The 17,573-nt window shown below is 63.5% G+C and carries 18 protein-coding genes; 12 read left to right on the top strand and 6 right to left on the bottom strand.

The window, feature by feature from the left end:
• Positions 1-8: 8 nt before the first annotated feature.
• From phnE to RS694_RS06060, 5 genes are all read left to right on the top strand, one after another.
• Positions 9-749 carry a phosphonate ABC transporter, permease protein PhnE gene (gene phnE / locus RS694_RS06080; RefSeq protein WP_152528790.1) on the top strand — a complete coding sequence of 247 codons (741 nt, stop codon included), beginning with the start codon at positions 9-11 and terminating at the stop codon, positions 747-749.
• Entirely contained in the window at positions 725-1,822 is a 1,098-nt protein-coding gene (locus tag RS694_RS06075) for an iron-containing alcohol dehydrogenase (RefSeq protein WP_051391785.1), read from the top strand. The genes phnE and RS694_RS06075 overlap by 25 nt, the downstream gene beginning before the upstream one ends.
• Positions 1,809-2,933 (top strand): TIGR03364 family FAD-dependent oxidoreductase, encoded by a 1,125-nt coding sequence (locus RS694_RS06070; RefSeq protein ID WP_076069467.1) that lies wholly within the window; start codon positions 1,809-1,811, stop codon positions 2,931-2,933. The genes RS694_RS06075 and RS694_RS06070 overlap by 14 nt, the downstream gene beginning before the upstream one ends.
• The gene (phnX, locus tag RS694_RS06065) at positions 2,930-3,736 is read left to right on the top strand and encodes a phosphonoacetaldehyde hydrolase (protein WP_037246943.1); all 807 of its coding nucleotides are present in this window, start codon (positions 2,930-2,932) and stop codon (positions 3,734-3,736) included. Before RS694_RS06070 ends, phnX begins: the two co-directional genes overlap by 4 nt.
• A 185-nt stretch (positions 3,737-3,921) precedes the next feature.
• On the top strand, positions 3,922-4,599 hold the full coding sequence (locus RS694_RS06060) for an NUDIX hydrolase (protein WP_152528789.1): 678 nt from the start codon (positions 3,922-3,924) through the stop codon (positions 4,597-4,599).
• A 112-nt stretch (positions 4,600-4,711) separates the two neighbouring features.
• On the opposite strand, the gene RS694_RS06055 is transcribed toward RS694_RS06060, so the two are convergent.
• Positions 4,712-5,485: a substrate-binding periplasmic protein gene (locus tag RS694_RS06055; protein ID WP_076069462.1), complete on the bottom strand. Its 774-nt coding sequence runs from the start codon at positions 5,483-5,485 to the stop codon at positions 4,712-4,714.
• 96 nt (positions 5,486-5,581) lie between these two features.
• Here RS694_RS06055 and RS694_RS06050 point away from each other — a divergent pair, with 96 nt between their 5' ends.
• From RS694_RS06050 to bktB, 4 genes are all read left to right on the top strand, one after another.
• Positions 5,582-6,337 carry an SDR family NAD(P)-dependent oxidoreductase gene (locus tag RS694_RS06050; protein WP_029706916.1) on the top strand — a complete coding sequence of 252 codons (756 nt, stop codon included), beginning with the start codon at positions 5,582-5,584 and terminating at the stop codon, positions 6,335-6,337.
• A gap of 72 nt (positions 6,338-6,409) precedes the next feature.
• On the top strand, positions 6,410-7,714 hold the full coding sequence (locus RS694_RS06045) for a diguanylate cyclase domain-containing protein (protein WP_051391788.1): 1,305 nt from the start codon (positions 6,410-6,412) through the stop codon (positions 7,712-7,714).
• A 72-nt stretch (positions 7,715-7,786) separates the two neighbouring features.
• A complete protein-coding gene (locus tag RS694_RS06040; protein ID WP_029706920.1) occupies positions 7,787-8,347 on the top strand; it encodes a cyclic nucleotide-binding domain-containing protein in 561 nt (186 codons plus the stop codon).
• Between the two features lie 68 nt (positions 8,348-8,415).
• Positions 8,416-9,603: a beta-ketothiolase BktB gene (gene bktB / locus RS694_RS06035; RefSeq protein ID WP_029706921.1), complete on the top strand. Its 1,188-nt coding sequence runs from the start codon at positions 8,416-8,418 to the stop codon at positions 9,601-9,603.
• Here bktB and RS694_RS06030 read toward each other — a convergent pair.
• A complete protein-coding gene (locus tag RS694_RS06030) occupies positions 9,600-10,637 on the bottom strand; it encodes a GGDEF domain-containing protein (RefSeq protein WP_029706922.1) in 1,038 nt (345 codons plus the stop codon). The genes bktB and RS694_RS06030 overlap by 4 nt on opposite strands.
• A 138-nt stretch (positions 10,638-10,775) precedes the next feature.
• Between RS694_RS06030 and RS694_RS06025 the strand changes: the two genes are divergently transcribed.
• Complete coding sequence (locus tag RS694_RS06025) at positions 10,776-12,011, top strand: NAD(P)H-dependent flavin oxidoreductase (protein WP_029706923.1); 1,236 nt, start codon at positions 10,776-10,778, stop codon at positions 12,009-12,011.
• Between the two features lie 62 nt (positions 12,012-12,073).
• Here RS694_RS06025 and RS694_RS06020 read toward each other — a convergent pair whose 3' ends face one another.
• Complete coding sequence (locus RS694_RS06020; RefSeq protein ID WP_029706924.1) at positions 12,074-13,720, bottom strand: GGDEF domain-containing response regulator; 1,647 nt, start codon at positions 13,718-13,720, stop codon at positions 12,074-12,076.
• A gap of 18 nt (positions 13,721-13,738) precedes the next feature.
• On the bottom strand, positions 13,739-14,485 hold the full coding sequence (locus RS694_RS06015) for a 2OG-Fe dioxygenase family protein (RefSeq protein WP_029706925.1): 747 nt from the start codon (positions 14,483-14,485) through the stop codon (positions 13,739-13,741).
• Positions 14,486-14,649: 164 nt separating this feature from the next.
• Between RS694_RS06015 and RS694_RS06010 the strand changes: the two genes are divergently transcribed.
• The gene (locus RS694_RS06010) at positions 14,650-15,147 is read left to right on the top strand and encodes a hemerythrin domain-containing protein (protein WP_241463944.1); all 498 of its coding nucleotides are present in this window, start codon (positions 14,650-14,652) and stop codon (positions 15,145-15,147) included.
• 76 nt (positions 15,148-15,223) lie between these two features.
• Here the strand turns inward: RS694_RS06010 and RS694_RS06005 are convergent, their stop codons facing one another.
• Positions 15,224-15,448 (bottom strand): hypothetical protein, encoded by a 225-nt coding sequence (locus tag RS694_RS06005; RefSeq protein ID WP_051391789.1) that lies wholly within the window; start codon positions 15,446-15,448, stop codon positions 15,224-15,226.
• Between the two features lie 183 nt (positions 15,449-15,631).
• On the opposite strand from RS694_RS06005, the gene RS694_RS06000 reads away from it, so the two are divergent.
• On the top strand, positions 15,632-16,237 hold the full coding sequence (locus tag RS694_RS06000) for a hypothetical protein (RefSeq protein ID WP_029706929.1): 606 nt from the start codon (positions 15,632-15,634) through the stop codon (positions 16,235-16,237).
• A 5-nt stretch (positions 16,238-16,242) separates the two neighbouring features.
• On the opposite strand, the gene RS694_RS05995 is transcribed toward RS694_RS06000, so the two are convergent.
• Positions 16,243-17,469 (bottom strand): saccharopine dehydrogenase family protein, encoded by a 1,227-nt coding sequence (locus RS694_RS05995; protein WP_029706932.1) that lies wholly within the window; start codon positions 17,467-17,469, stop codon positions 16,243-16,245.
• Positions 17,470-17,573 lie beyond the last annotated feature (104 nt).

Here is a 17,573-nt window from a genome sequence, read left to right as displayed (position 1 = left end):
CGGGCTGGATGCACTCTGCGGGGTGGGTGGCTGCCATCGCCCTGCTGGCCTGGGCCTGGCAGGGGGCCGAAATCCGCCCCCTGGATTTGATACGCGACTCGGGAAATATGGCGACGTACGCCAGAGACTTTTTCCCGCCCAATTTTCACGACTGGCGCATCTACCTGAAAGAGATGGTGATCACCCTGCACATTGCCATCTGGGGCACGGTGCTGGCGGTCATTGCAGCCGTTCCACTGGGTTTGATGAGTGCCTCCAATGTCGCTCCCATCTGGTTGCACCAACCGGTGCGCCGTGTCATGGATGCCTGCCGCGCCACCAATGAAATGGTGTTTGCGATGCTGTTTATCGTGGCCGTGGGCTTGGGCCCGTTTGCCGGCGTGCTGGCTCTGTTTGTACACACCACCGGTACGCTGGGCAAACTGTTCTCCGAAGCCGTGGAGGCGATTGACCCGCGCCCGGTGGAAGGCATACGCGCCACCGGTGCCCACAAATTGGCCGAGTTGGCCTATGGCGTGATTCCGCAGGTCATGCCGCTGTGGCTGTCGTATTCGCTGTACCGTTTTGAATCCAATGTGCGTTCGGCGTCCGTCGTGGGCATGGTGGGTGCGGGCGGCATTGGCGTGATTTTGTTTGAGGTGATTCGCGGCTTCCAGTACGCGCAAACCTGTGCCGTATTGCTGATGCTCATCGTCACGGTCTCGGTGATTGACGTGTTTTCTGCATGGCTGCGCAAGCGCTTCATCTGAGCTGGCACAACCCGGTTCGTGTGCACTTTGGTGCGGGTGTGTGGGAGAGCATTCCCGCCGCCCCTGCCGTGGTGGTGCTCGCCGACCGCGCTGCGCTGTCTACCGCGCAGGAAGTCGCATTGCGCATGCGCCTGGGCACCGGTTGCCTGGCCTGGCAATGGATGCAACCCGGATTGGCCAGCCTGGACCAGGCACGCAGCCACTGTGCCGCCCTGTGGCCTGCGATGCGCTTGGCACCCGATGCTGTAGTGCTGGCCATCGGCGGTGGCTCTACGCTGGACTTGGCCAAGGTGGTGCGTTATTGCTTTGTACAAGATAGCCATAGTGACACGACCGCCCTCGCCTGGCGCAACAACACCCTGCCCGATGATGCCCAACGCCACACGCTTTGGGCAGTACCCACCACCGCCGGCACAGGCAGCGAAGTCAGCCGCAGCGCCACGGTGTGGGACACCGACACACCACCCGGCCACAAACTGGCCTGGACACCACCGGACGGCTTTGCCGATGCCGCGTGGATAGACCCGCTGCTGACGCTAAGCTGCCCCGCATCCGTGACGCGAGACTGCGCGCTGGACACACTGGCCCATGCGCTGGAAGTCCTCTGGAATCGGCGCTGCAACGCACTCACCGCATCCTTGGCCGTGACGGCCGCGCGCGATGTGCTGGCCTACCTGCCCCAGGTGCTGCAAGACCCGCAAGACCTGGAAGCCCGCACCGCCCTGTGCCGCGCCAGTTGGCTGGCGGGTACTGCCATGTCGCACACCCAGACCGCACTGGCACACGCCCTGTCTTACGCCGTCACCCTGCAGGAGGGCATGCAGCATGGACAGGCCTGTGCACTCTGGCTGCCTATGGCCTGGTCCCTGGCACTGGGTCAAGACACGCAGTGCGACCACCACTTGGGCCAAGTGTTCAACACCCCACCCGAAGACGGTGTGCGATTGCTGGGCGACTGGCTGCACGCCTTGGGCATCACCACACGCGAACTGCGCGACACCGCCGAAGGGCGCCAACAACTGGCGGAGGCATTGCAGTCCGCCCGTGGGAGAAACTTCATTGGAAACCACTAAAACCGACCTGCTGGTTGTCGGCAGCGGCATCGTCGGCCTGGCCTGCGCTTACGCCGGCCTGCGCCAGGGCCTGACAGTACAAGTCATTGACCGCGACCCGTTTTGCGTGGGCGCGTCGATCCGCAACTTTGGCTTTGTGACCGTGACCGGCCAGGGCAGCGGCGCCACCTGGCGGCGCGCGCGGCGCTCACGCGATATTTGGGCCACGGTTGCGCCGCTGGCCGGCATCCCGATAGAACACACGGGCTTGCTGTTGCTGGCACAACGCCAGCAGGCAGAGTCCGTGTTGCAGGAACTGTTGCTAACCGAAGAGGGGGAGCAACTGGAGTGGTTAGCACCCACCCAATTGCAGGAACGCGCGCCCCATCTGGCCCATGCGCATATCCGTGGCGCTCTGTACAGCCCCCACGAACTGCGCATTGAGGCGCGCCACACCATCGAACGCTTGCGCCAGTGGCTGGCCACTCAGGGCGTCCAGTTCCGCATGGAGCAGACCGTCCACCAGGTTGCTACCGGGCGCGTGGTGTGTGGTGCCAGCGTCTACCGCGCAGAACGCGTGGTGGTGTGCCCGGGACCCGATATCCGCAGCCTGTTTCCCGACGTGTTTGCGCGCTACCAGACGCAACAGTGCCAGTTGCAAATGCTGCGTGTGCGCCCGCCACAGGGCTACCAGCTGGGCAGCGGCGTGATGAGCGACCTGAGCCTGGTGCGCTACCGCGGCTACAGGGAGCTTCCCGGCTCCCAAATGCTGGAAGACCGCTTGCGGCTGGAGTGCCCCTCTGAACTGCACCACGGCATCCACCTGATCGTGGTGCAAAGCGCAGATGGCTCGCTGGTGGTCGGCGACTCGCACCACTACGGCGCCGCCATGCCTCCCTTTGCCTCCGCCCAGGTAGACACGCTGATCCTGGCCGAGATGCAACGCTTGTTGTGCCTGGGCAGCTACCAGGTGGAAGAGCGCTGGACCGGCATCTACCCCAGTGGTAATACCGACGCGTTTATTGAAACCGTACTGCCTGGCGTGCAACTGATGAGTGTGACCAGCGGCACCGGCATGAGCACCGCGTTTGCCCTGGCAGAAGAATGTTTAACCGGGAAGGAAACGATATGACAGCAATTCGCGGCGTGGTGTTCGACTGGGCAGGCACCATCATTGACTTTGGCAGCCTGGCACCCATGGGCGCTTTTGTCACTCTGTTCGCCAACCACGGTGTGACCATCAGCATCGCGCAGGCCCGCGTGCCCATGGGCCTGCCCAAGCTGGCGCACATCAAGGCGCTGGGTGCCATGCCTGAAGTGGCAGCGCAATGGCAGGCCGCGAAAGGACAGTCCTTCACCGACGCAGATGCGCAGGCGCTGCTGGAAGAGTTTGAACCCATGAGCGCGCAGGCCGCACTGGAGCGCAACGACTTCATTCCCGGCTTCATGGACACCTACGCCCAGCTGAAGGCCCAGGGCATTGGGGTGGCCACCACCACTGGCTACACCCGAAAAATCATGGAGCCGCTGATCACCCTGGCCCACGCTGCGGGTTTTGCCCCCGCACAGGTGGTGTGCTGTGACGACGTGGCACACAGCCGGCCCAGCCCCCTGGGCATGCAGCTGTGCATGGCGGCATTGGGCTTGGGCGACACACCCTCCTCTGTGGTGAAAGTGGACGACACCGCGCCTGGCATTCAGGAAGGACGCAACGCCGGCTGCTGGACCGTCGGCGTGGCCGCCAGCGGCAATGCACTGGGCTGGTCCTGGGACGAGTGGCAGCGGGCCAGCGAGGGCGAGCGGGATGTCGCGGTACAGGCGGCCAGCGCCCAACTGCGCATGGCCGGTGCCCACGTAGTGATTTCTTCGGTTGCAACGCTGGACCAGGCCTTGCGTACCATAGAGGCTCGTATCCACAACGGCGAACACCCCTGAATACACCCCATCCGCACCCTCCTGGGGCGCAAGCATTTCTGGCACAGCTCAGCACGGCGGAACGCAACGTTCTGGCGCAGTTTCCCTGCGTGCAGACTCCTGCGCCGGGCTGGGTTGCATGGCGCAGCCCATCCCGGCATTTGGGCTGGTTGCCAGCGACGCGGGCCCACACAGTGCAGGCCGAATTGACCGATTGTTTCGCGGACTCCGACGGCCTGGTCTGGCACAGCGACCACTGGACGGGCACCCAACGCAGCGCTGCGGTGCAAGGCCTGCTGGAGCACGCCCAGGCCCTGGGGCTGTTGCCCGGATGGCGCGGTGAAGCGTTTGCGTTCTGGCACACCGGGTGCGACGCCCCCCTGCTGGCGCAAGAACCCTTTTTGACCGTGGAGCGGGCCGGGTTTCGTTACCTGGGTTTGATGAGCCACGCGGTTCACATCAACGGCTTTACGCCGGATGGACGGCTCTGGTGCGGGCGCCGCGCGGCCAGCAAGGCGACTGACCCCGGGTTGCTGGACAACGTCACAGCGGGCGGACTGCCCGCAGGCGAAACGGCGCAGACCTGTGCGCTGCGCGAATTGCAGGAAGAAGCGGGGCTGCATCTGGATGCCACTGCACTGGTAGCTGCGGGTGTGCGACGCACCACACGCCCCGAAGAAGAAGGCTGGCACGATGAAACCCTGCTGGTCTTTAACCTCACGCTGGCAATCGATGTGGTGCCGCACAACCAGGATGGCGAGGTGCAGGAATTCATGTGCCTGGCGCCCGCCGAGGTGGTGCAGCGGATACAGCAGGGAGCGTTCACCGCCGATGCGGCCGCCTCGCTCGCCCAGGGTCTGGGGCTTTTGCCATCCATGCGCTGAACCACTCCGGCGCAACTTTCCAGTGGAGAGCGTGAAAATTTAAGCGTTTTAGGGCCCTAGCCCTCGTGGATATTGCGCAAGCAGCTACCAAAACAGTAGCAAAAAGAGAAGCCTAGCGGCGCAACTTGCGCTCCAGCACGTCGATGCGCTTGGTGCGCTGCAGCTCACGGTAACCTGCATCAAACGCGTCTATCAGTTCCTGCGCATTGGGCACTTTTTTGGACACCACAAAGTGGATGGGAACGGTCCAGAACGGTTTGTCTTGCACGGTCAGTTGGGCGCCTTCGCCCGCATCGAGTTTGCTGGCCATCAGGTAACGCGCCACCGAATATTCCAGCGGAAACAGGTCAATGCGTTTGCGCAGCAGCTTTTGCAGGCTGTTGGTGTCGTCCGAGGCTTCATCGGTGGTCAAAACGCCCTGGGCCTTGAGGTCAGCAAAGGGCTGGGAGTAGAAGTTACCGCGCGTAATGCCGATGCGCATGCCGGCCAGATCAGCCAGCGAATTCCAGTCCCGCTGCTCGCCCGCGCGCTGCACAAACACCATGCGGTAGGTGTAGATGGGTTTGCTGGAAAACAGCAGCGCTTCATCGCGCTCCGGGCTGTGCGCCCAACCAAAACTGCCGTCAAAATATCCGGCCATCACACCCGCAATGGCACGGTTGTTGGGCACCCAATCCACACTGGCGGTGATATTTTTGGCCTTGAAAGACTCCACCACGATCTCGGTCAACGCACCACCACCCAGCTCCGACTCCACCTTGAAGGGCGGGTACTCGCCAATACCAATGCGTACCGTGGTGGTCGCTGCGTGCGCCCACGATGCAGCGCACAACACCGCCACCAGCGACATGCCGATCAGGGTCCAACGTCTTATATGAATCTGCATATAGGACATATTACTCTGCGCCCATGTCGGTCGGCCTAGGTAATAACCGCATCCGACCTTGGAATCTTTTCACGCCACCGCAGTAAAGTGCAGACCATGAAGACCCACCTCACCATCCTCACCGGCGCCTCGCGTGGCATGGGCCTTGCCATGGCCGAGCAATTGCTGGCCACCACGACCACGCTGTTGTGCATTTCACGTTCGGCCAACCCTGGCCTGACTGTGCTGGCGCAGCGCAGCCAGAGCACACTGACGCAATGGACCGCCGATCTGGCGGACTGCGCCACAGTGGCCGCCCGCCTGCGCACCTGGTTGCTGGCACAAGACCCGCAGTTGCTAGCCAGTGCCACACTGATCAACAACGCCGGGGTAATTCCCGCTGTGGTGCCGCTGCGCCAGGCCGACCCGGCGGAGCTGGCCCATGCACTGCGTGTGGGGCTGGAGGCACCCATGCAGCTCAGCGCCGCCTTTCTGGGTGCCACGCAGGACTGGACGGTGCCGCGCAAGGTGCTGAACATCTCCTCGGGTCTGGGGCGGCGCGCCATGGCCTCGCAATCGGCCTACTGTGCGGCCAAGGCCGGCATGGACCACTTCACCCGCTGCCTGGCGCTGGACGAAGCCACGCGCAGCAACGGTGCCCGCGTGTGTTCGCTGGCCCCGGGCGTGATTGACACCGACATGCAGGTGCAACTGCGCAATGCGGATGGCGACGCCTTTCCCGACCGCGACAGTTTTGCCGGCCTGCACCGCCAAGGACAACTCACCAGCCCCGCAGAAGCTGCCCAGCGGGTGCTGGCCTTTCTGGCACGCAAGGACTTTGGGACGGAGGCCGTGGCCGACGTGCGGCAGTAAAAACGCCTGCTGCGTGCTCCGGGAACCCGCTAAACTGACCCGAAAAAGCAAGCCAACACGGTGGAGGAAACCATGGACCAAGACCGACGTGATCCGCAGCAACGCATAGGACGGCGCAAGCTCGAGAGCAGCGTACAGACGATCCTGTCCAGCCTGAACGATGTCATTCTGGAACTGGACCGCAGTGGCAGCATCCTGTTTGTCAGCAAGACGCTGACCGGCTTTGACATGGAAGACCTGCTCGGTCGCGACTTTGGCGAGTGGGCATCCCCGGCCGAACATGCCCTCATGCGCGACACGCTGGAGAAAGTTTTCACCAGCGGGGAATCCGCCTGGTACCAGACCCAGAGCATGGGCTTGCTGGGCGATGCACGCTGGTACGAGTCACGCCTCTCACCCGTGGTGCGCGACGGGGCGGTACGCAGCGTCATCCTGATCACCACCAACATCACCGAACGCAAGCTGGCCGAACTGGAGGCCCAAAAGCAGGCCGAGCTGATCCAGCTGTTCTACAACCTGCCGTTTGTCGGCATGTCCATCACCGACCCGCTGACGCGCAAACGCATCAAGGTCAACGACAAGCTCTGCGAGATGCTGGGCTACAGCCGTGAAGAATTGCTACTGCGCGGCTGGGAAGAACTCACGCACCCCGAAGACCTGGCCAGCTCGCGCGCTGCATTCGAAAGTGTGCTGCGCGGCGATACCGATGGTTACACGCAGGAAAAGCGATTCATCCACCGCAACGGCAGTGTGATCCATGCAGCGGTGGACGTGCACTGCGCGCGCAATGCACAGGGCAAGCCCGACTACTTTGTCGCCACTACCCAGGACATCACGGCTCGCAAGGAGCAGGACGCACGCATCCGCCACATGGCGCACCACGACCTGCTGACCGACCTGCCCAACCGCGGGCTGTTGTCGGACCGGCTGGAGCAGGCGCTGCTGCGTGCCCAGCGCAACCAGACCCGCCTGGCCGTGTTGTTCATGGACCTGGACCGCTTCAAACCCGTCAACGACGCCTGGGGCCATGAGGCCGGTGACCAGTTGCTGCGCGCGGTGGCCCTGCGCCTGCAGGAATGTGTGCGTGCCTCGGACACGGTCTCGCGCATGGGGGGCGATGAATTTGTGCTGCTGCTCTCGCCCATTGAGCAGGCACAGGACGCCGTGGCAGTGGCCGAAAAAATCCGCAACGCCATCAACCAGCCTTTCGCACTGGCAGATGCCCATCTGGCGCAGATTGCGTGCAGTATCGGCATTGCCCTGTACCCAGAGCATGGCCATACCGCCGAAGCACTCCTGCGCAACGCCGACGACGCGATGTACGTCGCCAAAGAGGCCGGTCGCGACCGGGTCCAGCTGTTTCAGACCGTTACCTGAATGACGGGGTGGCGCGTGTACGATACGTCTCGCGCCGCCTGACAAGGGCCGCGTGTTATTGAAACCGTATCCATGTCCTCCAAAATTGATCCCGCCATCGTCCAGATCCTGGCCGAGAACGTGCGCGCCCAGATCCTGACGCCCGCCCCCGGCATGAAGCTGGACCCGCAAATCGTGCAGAAGATCGCCCAGCGTGTGCCTGTGTTTTCCGGCATGACCTCCAACTGCCTGATGCAAACCCTGGCCAGTGCCGACCATTACCCCCTCAAGGCCGGGGAAGCCGTGTTCAACGAAGGCGACATCGGCAGCGCTTTCTACGTTGTCATCTCGGGCGAGGTGGTGGTGCAGACACAGCGCAATGGCGAATCCGTGGTTCTGGCAACCCTGGGCACGGGTGAATGCTTCGGTGAAATGGCGCTGGTGCGCAACGACGTGCGCTCGGCCGGTGTGGTGGCCACACGTGACAGTGTGACCATGCGTTTCGAACGCGAGCGGGTCGACGGCAACCCCGAGATCGCCCACGTGATCTACCGCAACATTGCGCGCATCCTGTCGGGCCGCCTGCAGGAATCCAGCATCGTGCTAGCCGACCTGGTGGCACAACAAAAAAACAGCGGCTTTTTGCCTCTTTGACCTTCGGCCTATGAAGGCGCCTGCCCGCGGCATCCCATTTTTGTTTTATCCCTTGAAGGAGTATTTCCATGTCCCGTGAAGTTGTTGTTGTCAGCGCTGTGCGCACCGCCATTGGTACCTTTGGCGGCAGCCTCAAAGACATCGCCCCCACCGAGCTGGGCGCGCAGGTGGTGCGTGAATCGCTCAAGCGCGCCAACGTGGACGGCAAGGATGTGGGCCATGTGGTCTTCGGCCATGTGGTCAACACCGAACCCAAAGACATGTACCTCAGCCGTGTGGCCGCCATCAACGGCGGTTGCGCAGAAACCACCCCGGCCTACAACGTCAACCGCCTGTGCGGCTCGGGCCTGCAGGCCATCGTGAATGCCGCGCAGACGATTCTGCTGGGCGACGCCGACATTGCCATTGGCGGTGGTGCCGAAAACATGAGCCGTGCACCATTCGCCAGCCTGAACATGCGCTGGGGTTCGCGCATGGGCGACACCAAGATGGTGGACATGATGATTGGTGCGCTGCACGACCCGTTCCAGACCATTCACATGGGTGTGACGGCCGAGAACATCGCCGCCAAGTGGGGCATCAGCCGCGAAGAACAGGACGCGATTGCCGTGGAAAGCCACCACCGCGCACAGAAGGCCACCGAGGCCGGTTACTTCAAGAGCCAGATCATGCCGGTCATGCTCAAAAGCAAGAAAGGCGATGTGGCCTACGAAACAGACGAACACTTCCGCAGTGATGTTTCCATGGCGGACATGGCCAAGCTCAAACCTGCCTTCCTGAAAGAAAACGGCACCGTGACCGCCGGCAATGCCTCCGGCATCAACGACGCCGCAGCCGCCGTGGTGCTGATGGATGCAGCGACTGCCAAGGCGCGCGGACTCCAACCCCTGGCGCGCCTGGTGGCCTACGCCCACGCCGGTGTGGACCCCAAATACATGGGTATCGGCCCGGTACCTGCCACGCAAGCCGCGCTGAAAAAAGCCGGCCTGACCGTGCAGGACCTGGACGTGATCGAAGCCAACGAAGCCTTCGCGGCCCAAGCCTGCGCCGTGACGCGCGATCTGGGCCTGGACCCGGCCAAGGTCAACCCCAATGGATCCGGCATCTCGCTGGGTCACCCCATCGGTGCCACCGGCACGCTGATCACCGTCAAGGCACTGTACGAGCTGGAGCGCATCAATGGCCGTTACGCGCTGGTGACCATGTGTATTGGTGGCGGCCAGGGCATTGCCGCCATTTTCGAACGCGCGCGTTAAAACAGGTCCACGTCCATGCCCTCGGCGACCTGGTCCTTCAGGTCACCCGAGGCGACCAGAGCCTGGTAGCTGCAGACCTGGTTGCGGCCATGTTCCTTGGCGTGGTACACGGCCTTGTCGGCACGGCCAAAAGCATCGCTGGGGGTGTCGTGCGGCAGCAGAATTGAGAAGCCGATGCTCACCGTGATGGTGCCCACCTGCGGGAACGCATAGGCCTGCACCCGTTCACGCAGACGCTCCAGCGCCGCCTCGGCGTGGTCCACGCTGTCGCAGCGCATCAGCACCACAAACTCTTCGCCTCCAAAGCGATAGAGCTGGTCGTGGAAGCGGAAACAACTGCGCATCAGGCGGGCCAGCAACAGCAGCACCTCATCACCGATCAGGTGACCAAAGGTGTCATTCACGTGTTTGAAGTGGTCAATGTCCAGTACGGCCAGCCACACACCCGCCTCGGAATGGAGATGGCGGCGATCACCGCCTTCGGGCAGGCTGTCATCATGCTGCTCGGCTGTGGCCCTGAAAAAGGCGCCGTCAAAGCTCTTGCGGTTCAGCAGTTCGGTCAACGCGTCTTTTTCGCCGTAGTCCAGCAAGCCCCGCAGGTTGTTGTAGGTCAGCAAAATACCGTCCACCAGCTCCAGCGCCTGTGCCGACAGGGCCTGGTCCGTGCCGATTTCCAGCAGGCCCCAGATACCTTGCGGAGTGACCAAGGGAACCACAGTGGTGCGGGGAGATGTTGCGGCATGCACCGCATGCCCTGACTCCACCGCCTGCTGGCGCAGCGGAAAGTCGTGCACATGGGGCAAGATGGTCCAGTCGGTCCAGAGCAGGTCGCGGCTGAGCGGGGCGGAGGCTGCGTCCACACGGGCCAGCACCAGGCAACGCCGGTCGTCCCCCTCACCCACCACACGGATCAGGCAGGCACTGTGCACCATGCCCTCGCCGCTGCTGATCACCAAACGCACCAGCGCCGCATCCAGAGCCTCGCGGTCACGCAGACCACTCATGGCCGCCAGACTTCGCACAAGCGCGTTCATTCTTGGTGTTTACCTTTTTTGTGTCATGCATCGGTGGTCGCAGCCGATTACGCGGCAAGTTGACCCACCTCAAAGCCAGTTCGCCCAGCCCGTCCTAAGCTGTGCGACTGTCCAACGCCTACTATCTTAGAGCACGCCATGACCCACGCAAGCACTGAATTGCCACATATAGACGGGGATTCTCGCGATTGGCTACGCCGTAGCGGCTTGCAAGCTTTGTGCCTGGCCAGGCGCACGCTGCTGCCCATCGTGCAAGGCGGCATGGGCATCGGCATCTCGGGCAACCGGCTGGCCGGCAGCGTGGCGGCACTTGGCGGTATAGGCACGCTGTCCAGCGTGGACCTACGGCGCCACCATCCTGATCTGATGGACCAGACCCGCGAGTTGGCGCCGGGCGATGCCGCGAAAACCGGCATCAATGCGGCCAACCTGATCGCCATGGACCGCGAAATCCAGGCCGCCCGCGCCCGCACGGGCGGCAAAGGCATGCTGGCCATCAACGTGATGCGCGCGGTGAGCGAATACGCGGCCAATGTGACGAAAGCGCTGGAGTGCGGCATTGACGCCGTGGTGGTGGGCGCGGGCCTGCCGCTGGACCTGCCCGATCTGGCCAAAGACCATCCCCAAGCAGCGCTGATTCCCATCCTGTCCGACGCGCGCGGCGTGCAGTTGCTGGTGAAAAAATGGGAGCGCAAGAAACGCCTGCCCGACGCCATCGTCATCGAACACCCGCGCCTGGCCGGTGGCCACCTGGGTGCGGCCAAAATTGCGGATCTGCAGGACCCCCGTTTTGATTTTGAAAACGTGATCCCGCAGGTGCGCCAGTTTTTCAAGGATGCAGGTTACGAGCAGCACATTCCGCTGATCGTGGCCGGTGGCATCCGCAGCTTTGAGGACATCGCCCGTCTGCAGGCGCTGGGGGCGGATGCAGTGCAGTTGGGCACCGCCTTTGCGGTGACGGAAGAGAGCGATGCTCATGCCGAGTTCAAGCGCGTGCTGGCCGAAGCGCGCCCGGAAGACATGGTGGAATTCACCAGCGTGGCCGGCCTGCCCGCACGCGCCGTTGGCACACCGTGGCTGCGTGCCTACCTGAAGATCGAACCCAGGCTGCAGGCCGTGGCCCATGTGAAAGCGCGCTGCACCAAGAGCTTCGACTGCCTGGCCCAATGTGGCCTGCGGGATGGCCTGCCGGGCTGGGGCCAGTTCTGCATTGACAACCAGTTGGCGGCAGCGCTGCGTGGTGATTCCAAAAAAGGCCTGTTCTTCCGCGGTGCGGGCGAGCTGCCCTTTGGCAGCCAGATCAAGACCGTGCGCGAACTGGTGCAGCGCCTGCTGACACCCGGCGTGGCCCAACTGGGCGTGGCAGCCGTCTGAGCCACCGTCAAACCGCTATCTATTCAGGAGCTGTTTGCGCAACATCCACGGGGGCTAGAGGCCTATTTTGCTTGTGAACCCGACTGCAGCACCTGCAACCGGTTGCGCCCGGCACGTTTGGCCTGGTAAAGCGCTTCGTCGGCGCGTTTGAGCAAGGCCTCGGAATCCAGGTCGGCATTCCACTGTGCAATACCGCCCGAGAAATTGGAGCTGAACCAGCCGTCGTCCACCGGATGGCGAATGCGCGAAAAATCCACACGGATACGGTCCAGCAAGGTGTACGCCTGCTCGGACAGTGCGCCCGGCAGGATCACCACAAACTCTTCACCCCCGTAACGACCCACGGCATCGGTCTTGCGCACGCGCTGCTTGAGCAGCCACGACAGGCTGCGGATCACGTGGTCGCCCATGGGGTGGCCGTAGGTGTCGTTGACCGACTTGAAATGGTCAATGTCCACCATGGCCACACACAGGGTGCTGCCGTCCAGGCGTGCGGCGTTGATAGCACTTTGCAACTGTTGCTTGGAGGTGGTGTGGTTCAGCAGGCCGGTCAGGCTGTCGTGCAACATGGTGCGGCGCAGCGTGCGGTAGCGGTCGATCTTGCTTTTGACCACGGCGTTGAGGATCACCGGGTTGAAAGGCTTGGTGAGGAAGTGGTCACCGCCCAGGCGCAGCGCGTCCACCTGCAGCGCCACATTGCTGTCGCCCGAAAGGTAGACCACGGGCGTGGACAAAAACTCGGCGTGCTGGCGAATCACCCGAGTCACCTCCACACCGGTGCAGCCGGGCATGTACATGTCCATCAACACCAGGTCGGGCTGGAAGGACACCAGCGCAGTCAGTACATCTTGCGGGCGCGTGATGGCCAGCGACTCGATGCCCGCCTCGGACAGGGTGCGGCGGATCATCGCGCCGGCGGTCTTGGAGTCTTCCACCACCAGCACGCGGTAAGCTGGCTCTTCTTCGTTGCTGCACAGCTTGACGATGCGCGCCATGATGGCCGCGTGCTGGGTACCGGTGGCAAAACAGGCGTCGCAGCCCGCGCTGAGCGCCTGCTGCTGGCTCTCGAAATCCACGCCCACATTCACGCCCACGATGTTGCTGGCAGAAAACTGGCCGCGCAGTGTCTGCACCTGGGCCACAAACGCCGTCAGCGGGCGGTTGGCCGCGTCCACCAGCACCATGGCCGGCTCCGGCGCAGCGGCTAGCGTCTGCGCGGTGCCCACCATCTCCACCTGCACATGGAAGAAGCCGACCTGGGCGACCAGGTCTTTCCAGGCGGTGGGGGTATCGGTCACAAAGGCAATGTTCTTGGGCAGCTCCAGCGTGCTGACCGGCTCTGCATCCGGGGTGGCGTCGCGCGCGTGGCGGCGTTCGGTCAGGTGGGAAGAATGTCCCTGGACAAACGCCTGGACCCTTCCGGCGAACTCCTGCACCTGCGCGTTGAGCAGCGTGCTGGCATCGGCCGACAGTGCGCCTCCGCCCGAGGGGTCCATCAGTTGGTCCATCAGCGAAAGCACCTTTTGCTCCAGCGAGTGTGCACTCTGGTGCAAACCCGACAGGCCATGCCCCTCCAGAAATTCGGTGAAGCTGGACACCGACACAGCGAATTCGACAAAACTGTCCAACCCGGTTTGACGGGTGCAGGTTTGCCATTTGGCGGCCAGCTCCTGGCAGCGTTTTTGGAGGTCTTCGGGGGTGCAGGACATGGAAGGGTTACCTGGGGTTCAGCGCGCGGGTTCGCCCTGAAAATTACCGGCACGCAGGGTCACCACCAGCGTATCACGGTGGCCGCCTTCGGCCACTGGCTGGATGGGGGTGGACTCGTGGACCACACGCGGGTCGTCCAGCAACAGCAGGGACCAGGGCTCGGTCAACGTGAAGCGCTGTCCATTGGGGCCATCGGCCTCGAAGACGCGCGTTTCGCCGCCCTTCACGCCCTCGCGGCCCACCAGAAACACCGCCACCAGGTCCACGCCGTCGCGGTGCGCACCTTCGGGTGTGGGGCGGCCAATGCCGTCGGTGGTGTCAATGCGGAACTGGTGCGCCTCGGTGTACCAGGTCTGCGGGCCTTTGAGCGCACTGGCCACCTGGCCCAGCCAAACCAGCAGTTGCTGCCAGGCGGGTTGTGCCACCAGCGCGGCCTGCATGGGTTCAAAGTGGCGTTGCATGCCACCATGCAGGGCGTTGTACTCGACCGGCTGCCAGTGCGGGCGGTGCGGGGCCAGCGCCACGGCAGCGCCTTCCACCACAAAACAGGCATGGCGGCGGCGGCGGTAGCGGCCGCCATCACGCAGATAGGCATCGGGCGGCAGGTCGTCCCACAGCGGGCGCCAGGCCAGTAGTGCCGCCAGATCCAGCCTTGCCAACTGGGCCACATGCTGCGGCGCCACCACCGCATAACCCTGGGTACGCAGGGTGGCGTCCAGATCCTGGGGGCTGGCGATGGCGGGAGGCGAGAAAGACAGGGTCATGGCGGGCGTCAAGCAGAGTAAGGCTGGGAACAAGGCACCAAAGTCCAGCCACACACGGGCTGCGCGGCATTATCAACCGAGAAGACTGCACGCCGACTGATGTGGGTCAAGACGCCCGACGGCGTCACTGGGTAATCTGGCCTTCCCTATTTGGAGAAACCGCCATGATGACCACCGCCAACCATCCCGACACCCTGCAGTGGAGCGACGCCCTGGTGCTGGACATGCCGGTGATGGACGCCACCCACCAGGAGTTTGTGGCCTTGCTGGCCGAGGTGGTGCACGCAACCGACGAGGTGCTGCTGCCCAGTTGGTCGGCCCTGATTGCCCACACCCAGGAGCACTTTGACCGCGAAGACCAGTGGATGCAGGACACCGGCTTTGCTGCGGGCAACTGCCACGCTACCCAGCACAAGGTCATCCTGCAGGTGATGCGTGAGGGTGAGGCCAGCGGGCACGGCGGCGATCTGGCGGTAGTACGCCACATGGCGCGTGAACTGGGCCTGTGGTTTCCGCAGCATGCGCAAAGCATGGACGCATCGCTGGCCTTGCACCTGCGATCAGCCGGTTACGACCCCGAAACCGGCGCGCTCAGCCAGCACGAACACCTGCCTCTGCAAGCGATACACGGCTGTGGCGGCGGTTGTGGTGAAGCCGCATAAGCTAACAGTGGCGGCCGCATGAAAAAAGGCACCCGGTTTCCCGGGTGCCTTGGTCGCTTTGCGCGAAATCAGCGTATTACGCTGGCATAGCGGCCTTTTTGGCTTTGGCCTTCTTGGCTTTGGCCACATGGGCCTTTTTCTTGGCGGCCGGTGTGGCTGCGGCGACAGGTGCTGCCGCCGGTGTGGCCGCCACTGCGGGAGCCGCAGGTTTGGCCGGTGCAGCAGGCGCAGCCTGGGCAAACGAAGCAGCGGCAGCGCCGGTCATCAGGGTGGCAACGATCAGAGTTTTGATATTCAACATGGTTTATTTTCCCGCATACACAAAGGCCGCATGTGCTCCGACCTTGTTGAGCGAGCCAGAGATATCCCGGGCTTACACCTCCAACGGAACAGCGAAATACCCGTTGACCGGGTTTACGTATATTTACGAAGCGCCGTGGGCGCGCTGTAGACTGCATCACAGTCCCCCACGGAGCCCATTGCCATGATGACCCGCCTGCACGCCGCACTCCTATCCATCCTGTACTGCGCCGCTAGCGCCGCATGGGCCCAGGCACCAGCCACCGTGCGCATGCGCGGCACCGTGCAATCCGTCAGCGCCAGCACATTGACCGTGAAAGACCGCAGCGGTGAAGTGGTCGAGTTGCTATTACCTGCAGCGCTGGTGGTCACCGAGGTCTACCCGATTGCGCTGGCCGACATCCAGCCCGGCAGCTTCATTGGCACGGCCGCCTTGCCCCAGGCCGACGGCAGCCAGCGCGCCATCGCCGTGACGGTGTTTCCCGAATCGGCGCGCGGTGCGGGTGAGGGCCACCGCCCATTTGACCTGCTACCGCAAAGCACCATGACCAATGCCACCGTGGCCGAAGTCAGCGCCGCCGCCAACGGACGGCGCCTGCAGTTGAAATACAAGGACGGCGCGATGCTGATCGTGGTGCCCGAAGACGCGCCGGTGGTGACCTTCCGGCCGGGCGACCGCAGCCTGCTGGTGCCCGGCGCCAGTGTTTCGCTGTCAGCCCAACTGGTGGATGGCAAACCCACGGTGCAACGCATCAATGCGGGCAAAAACGGATTCAAGCTACCCTACTAAAAAAACTAGGGCTGGATCTCCAGCTTCATTCCCGCAGCGCGCAGCCGCTGCACCAGCACATCACCCAGACCGCTGGCTGGTGTCAACAAACCACCATGCCCAGAGCCACCGGGCAGTTCTTCCAGTTGTAACGCCAGCGCCAGTGCCGACTCACACACCATCTTGGTGGTCGCGCGGTTGCCGGGGTCGCCCTGGTCGGCAATGCTGCCGCGCACCTGCTGGCCGCTGGCGCTGGTGCCTACCCACTGACAGCGGAAAGAACCACCGTCCATGCTGGCCTCGGACGGGCCTGCACCAGGCGGTGGTGACCACTTCTCGGCGAGACGACGCACGGGGGCCAGGCGCAGTGCAGCGTTGGACGCCAACGAACCGGCGCTGAGCAGCGACGAAGCGACTGCAGCACCCGGGCCACGGCCCAGGCGCAAATATTCCTGGTAACTGAAGTCGGGGGCATACCCCAGCAATGCTGCACTGCGGCGCACCACGCGGGTGTTGATCGCGGCCATGAAAAACGGCCCCAGCCAGGCAGAAAAATCCGCATCGTGGCGTGGCCCGCGCGGATCCGCATGGTCCTGCGGCCGCGCGGGGCGTGTGCCCTCGGGGTTCAACAAAAACAGATCGGCCAGCGCCTTGTCCTGCCCGGTCGCCAGGATGTTGAACAAGGAAGCCAGCGTGCCACCGTTGAAACCACCCCGGATGCTGAACGCTGCCTTCACCTCCGTGCACTTCTCGCCATGCCGTGCCCACATCGTCTGGTTGGCCAACAGGGCGCTGAGGTCGGAAGGGATGGAATCAAAACCGCAAAACGGGATGATGCGTGCACCCTTGTGCTGCGCGTCCGCATGGTGACGGTCGATCAATCCTTTGGCCCAGGGTGTCTCACCCGTGATGTCCACATAGTGCGTGCCGTGGCGCACGCAGGCCGCCACCAGTTCACTGCCATACAGCGCAAACGGGCCAGCCGTGCTGAGCACCACCCTGGCATTACGCGCCAGTGCATCCAGTGCCGCAGCATCCTGCGCATCGGCGACCACAATGCCCGCGTCGAATGCACCACAGTCAGCCCGCACCGCTTCGAGCTTGCGGGCAGAACGCCCGGCCAGCGCCCAACGCAGCCCGGACGATTGCACATCGGGATGTTTTGCGAAGTACGCCACGGTCTGGCGCCCGACAAAACCACTGGCGCCGTAGAGCACGACATCAAACGGGCGGGAGGGTGAAAGTGCCGACATTGCGAGATCCTCGAAGTGAAAGCACAGGATAGACCCAAACGCCAGAAGCGGCAGTCCTTTGGCCAACAGTGTCTGTCGCGCAGGCTACGCCGGTACACCCCCAG

The sequence above is a fragment of the Rhodoferax saidenbachensis genome, assembly GCF_001955715.1.
Classification (GTDB): domain Bacteria; phylum Pseudomonadota; class Gammaproteobacteria; order Burkholderiales; family Burkholderiaceae_C; genus Allorhodoferax; species Allorhodoferax saidenbachensis.
This window is presented reverse-complemented; position numbering and strand designations above follow the sequence as displayed.

What these genes read in the sequence shown, in the direction of transcription:
- phnE (WP_152528790.1), top strand. Translation starts at nt 9, where the DNA reads ATGCACTCTGCGGGGTGGGTGGCTGCCATCGCCCTGCTGGCCTGGGCC.
- RS694_RS06075 (WP_051391785.1), top strand. Translation starts at nt 725, where the DNA reads ATGGCTGCGCAAGCGCTTCATCTGAGCTGGCACAACCCGGTTCGTGTG.
- phnX (WP_037246943.1), top strand. Translation starts at nt 2,930, where the DNA reads ATGACAGCAATTCGCGGCGTGGTGTTCGACTGGGCAGGCACCATCATT.
- RS694_RS06055 (WP_076069462.1), bottom strand. Translation starts at nt 5,485, where the DNA reads ATGCAGATTCATATAAGACGTTGGACCCTGATCGGCATGTCGCTGGTG.
- RS694_RS06050 (WP_029706916.1), top strand. Translation starts at nt 5,582, where the DNA reads ATGAAGACCCACCTCACCATCCTCACCGGCGCCTCGCGTGGCATGGGC.
- RS694_RS06045 (WP_051391788.1), top strand. Translation starts at nt 6,410, where the DNA reads ATGGACCAAGACCGACGTGATCCGCAGCAACGCATAGGACGGCGCAAG.
- RS694_RS06040 (WP_029706920.1), top strand. Translation starts at nt 7,787, where the DNA reads ATGTCCTCCAAAATTGATCCCGCCATCGTCCAGATCCTGGCCGAGAAC.
- bktB (WP_029706921.1), top strand. Translation starts at nt 8,416, where the DNA reads ATGTCCCGTGAAGTTGTTGTTGTCAGCGCTGTGCGCACCGCCATTGGT.
- RS694_RS06030 (WP_029706922.1), bottom strand. Translation starts at nt 10,637, where the DNA reads ATGAACGCGCTTGTGCGAAGTCTGGCGGCCATGAGTGGTCTGCGTGAC.
- RS694_RS06025 (WP_029706923.1), top strand. Translation starts at nt 10,776, where the DNA reads ATGACCCACGCAAGCACTGAATTGCCACATATAGACGGGGATTCTCGC.
- RS694_RS06020 (WP_029706924.1), bottom strand. Translation starts at nt 13,720, where the DNA reads ATGTCCTGCACCCCCGAAGACCTCCAAAAACGCTGCCAGGAGCTGGCC.
- RS694_RS06015 (WP_029706925.1), bottom strand. Translation starts at nt 14,485, where the DNA reads ATGACCCTGTCTTTCTCGCCTCCCGCCATCGCCAGCCCCCAGGATCTG.
- RS694_RS06010 (WP_241463944.1), top strand. Translation starts at nt 14,650, where the DNA reads ATGATGACCACCGCCAACCATCCCGACACCCTGCAGTGGAGCGACGCC.
- RS694_RS06005 (WP_051391789.1), bottom strand. Translation starts at nt 15,448, where the DNA reads ATGTTGAATATCAAAACTCTGATCGTTGCCACCCTGATGACCGGCGCT.
- RS694_RS06000 (WP_029706929.1), top strand. Translation starts at nt 15,632, where the DNA reads ATGATGACCCGCCTGCACGCCGCACTCCTATCCATCCTGTACTGCGCC.
- RS694_RS05995 (WP_029706932.1), bottom strand. Translation starts at nt 17,469, where the DNA reads ATGTCGGCACTTTCACCCTCCCGCCCGTTTGATGTCGTGCTCTACGGC.